This is a genomic window from Falsochrobactrum ovis (genome assembly GCF_003259955.1).
Classification (GTDB): domain Bacteria; phylum Pseudomonadota; class Alphaproteobacteria; order Rhizobiales; family Rhizobiaceae; genus Brucella; species Brucella ovis_A.
In genome coordinates this window covers 1-3,253 of record NZ_QLMK01000034.1, presented here as the reverse complement: position 1 = coordinate 3,253, position 3,253 = coordinate 1, and the positions used below count along the sequence as shown (strand labels likewise).

Below are 3,253 nucleotides of genomic sequence, written 5' to 3'. Positions count from 1 at the left end.
TTTCTAGTTATCGTTATAAGGTATCTTACATTGAATATATAGGTGTAAGAAGCGAACCCGGGGAACTGAAACATCTAAGTACCCGGAGGAAAGGACATCAAACGAGACTCCGCTAGTAGTGGCGAGCGAACGCGGACCAGGCCAGTGGCTAAGAATGAGACAAGTGGAAGCATCTGGAAAGTTGCGCTAGAATGGGTGATAGCCCCGTACACGTAATTCTGTTTTTAGTCCTTGAGTAGGGCGGGACACGTGAAATCCTGTCTGAATATGGGTCGACCACGATCCAAGCCTAAGTACTCGTGCATGACCGATAGCGAACCAGTACCGTGAGGGAAAGGTGAAAAGCACCCCGACGAGGGGAGTGAAATAGTACCTGAAACCGAATGCCTACAAACAGTTGGAGCCCAAGATTTGTTCTGGGTGACAGCGTACCTTTTGTATAATGGGTCAGCGACTTAGTGTAACGAGCAAGCTTAAGCCGGTAGGTGTAGGCGTAGCGAAAGCGAGTTTGAACAGAGCGTTTAGTTCGTTGCATTAGACCCGAAACCAAGTGATCTAGCCATGAGCAGGTTGAAGGTACAGTAACATGTACTGGAGGACCGAACCCGTATCTGTTGCAATAGATTGGGATGACTTGTGGCTAGGGGTGAAAGGCCAATCAAACTTGGAGATAGCTGGTTCTCCGCGAAATCTATTTAGGTAGAGCGTCCAGCGAATACCCTCGGGGGTAGAGCACTGAATGGGCTATGGGGACTCACCGTCTTACTGATCCTAATCAAACTCCGAATACCGAGGAGTACTACTGGGCAGACACACGATGGGTGCTAACGTCCGTCGTGGAGAGGGCAACAACCCTGACCACCATCTAAGGTCCCTAAGTTATGGCTAAGTGGGAAAGGATGTGAGGATCCCAAAACAACCAGGATGTTGGCTTAGAAGCAGCCATCATTTAAAGAAAGCGTAACAGCTCACTGGTCTAGATAAGGGTCTTTGCGCCGAAAATGTACCGGGGCTCAAGCCATACACCGAAGCTGTGGATGCACATTTTATGTGCGTGGTAGCGGAGCGTTCTGTAAGCCTGTGAAGGGGGACCCGTGAGGGCTCCTGGAGGTATCAGAAGTGAGAATGCTGACATGAGTAACGATAAAGAGTGTGAGAGACACTCTCGCCGAAAGTCCAAGGGTTCCTGCTTAAAGTTAATCTGAGCAGGGTTAGCCGGCCCCTAAGGCGAGGCAGAAATGCGTAGTCGATGGGAACCACGTTAATATTCGTGGGCCTGCAGGTAGTGACGGATCGTGTGTATTGTGAGGTCTTATTGGATTGATCTTGCAGTGAAGCGGTTCCAGGAAATAGCTCCTGCATCTAGACCGTACCCTAAACCGACACTGGTGGACTGGTAGAGAATACCAAGGCGCTTGAGAGAACTGCGTTGAAGGAACTCGGCAAAATGCACGCGTAACTTCGGAAGAAGCGTGACCTTCATTTGGGCAACCAATTGGGGGTGGCACAGACCAGGGGGTAGCGACTGTTTACCAAAAACATAGGGCTCTGCGAAGTCGCAAGACGACGTATAGGGTCTGACGCCTGCCCGGTGCTGGAAGGTTAAGAGGAGAGGTGCAAGCCTTGAATTGAAGCCCCAGTAAACGGCGGCCGTAACTATAACGGTCCTAAGGTAGCGAAATTCCTTGTCGGGTAAGTTCCGACCTGCACGAATGGCGTAACGACTTCCCCGCTGTCTCCAACGCAGACTCAGTGAAATTGAATTCCCCGTGAAGATGCGGGGTTCCTGCGGTTAGACGGAAAGACCCCGTGCACCTTTACTATAGCTTTACACTGGCATTCGTGACGTTATGTGTAGGATAGGTGGTAGACTTTGAAGCAGGGGCGCCAGCCTTTGTGGAGTCATCCTTGAAATACCACCCTTAATCTTATGGATGTCTAACTGCGGCCCGTTATCCGGGTCCAGGACCGTGTATGGTGGGTAGTTTGACTGGGGCGGTCGCCTCCTAAAGAGTAACGGAGGCGCGCGATGGTAGGCTCAGAACGGTCGGAAATCGTTCGCTGAGTGCAATGGCATAAGCCTGCCTGACTGCGAGACTGACAAGTCGAGCAGAGACGAAAGTCGGTCATAGTGATCCGGTGGTCCCGCGTGGAAGGGCCATCGCTCAACGGATAAAAGGTACGCCGGGGATAACAGGCTGATGACCCCCAAGAGTCCATATCGACGGGGTTGTTTGGCACCTCGATGTCGACTCATCGCATCCTGGGGCTGGAGCAGGTCCCAAGGGTATGGCTGTTCGCCATTTAAAGCGGTACGTGAGTTGGGTTCAGAACGTCGTGAGACAGTTCGGTCCCTATCTGCCGTGGGTGTAGGAATATTGACAGGATCTGTCCCTAGTACGAGAGGACCGGGATGGACGTATCTCTGGTGGATCTGTTGTCGCGCCAGCGGCATAGCAGAGTAGCTATATACGGACTAGATAACCGCTGAAGGCATCTAAGCGGGAAACTAACCTGAAAACAAGTATTCCCTATCAGAGCCGTGGAAGACCACCACGTTGATAGGCCGGATGTGGAAGTGCAGCAATGCATGTAGCTGACCGGTACTAATAGCTCGATCGACTTGATCATTCTCATTGACTATATCCATCAAGCAAAGCTTGATGATTAAAAGCGCTCACGGATCACACGCAGCTGCGCTGCTGATCCTCCGCGAGGGCGGCAAAACAATTGCCGACGCGCAGTCGCGCTTTTAAAGATTGTTCTCCTGTCCTCACGCTGTCGCGGTTATCACCGCTACGCTCCGGACGGGGCGCCGAACTATCGGCGGCACACAGTCGTGTGCTGAATTATAGCGATCTTAGATTATACAGCAGTAAAGATTAATCACCTGTCCTCATGGCCAAAGGCCTACGGACGGTGCGGCGCATCAGCGCTAACATACAGTCGCATGCTGAATATTATCAGCAATAGTCGAGCAATCGAAGTTTTAACTTCGCAAGGTCGACTGACCGTCGGCCATGATTGGCCGGCCGGTCCGGAGCGAAGCGGCGAAAGCCGCGACAGCGTCAGGACAAAACAACCAACTACTACAGCTTCTCGAATTTGTGTTCTTCGCCGACCTGGTGGTTATGGCGGAGCGGCTGCACCCGATCCCATCCCGAACTCGGTCGTGAAACGTTCCAGCGCCAATGGTACTTCGTCTTAAGACGCGGGAGAGTAGGTCGCTGCCAGGTCTGCAAAGCACACAAAA

The 3,253-nt window shown here is 52.0% G+C and carries 2 rRNA genes; both read left to right on the top strand.

Features of this window, described 5'->3' with window-relative positions:
• A 23S ribosomal RNA gene (locus tag C7374_RS15730) occupies positions 1–2,631 on the top strand; the annotation flags it as partial.
• A 490-nt stretch (positions 2,632–3,121) separates the two neighbouring features.
• Positions 3,122–3,236, top strand: a 5S ribosomal RNA gene (rrf, locus tag C7374_RS15725).
• Positions 3,237–3,253: the final 17 nt, after the last annotated feature.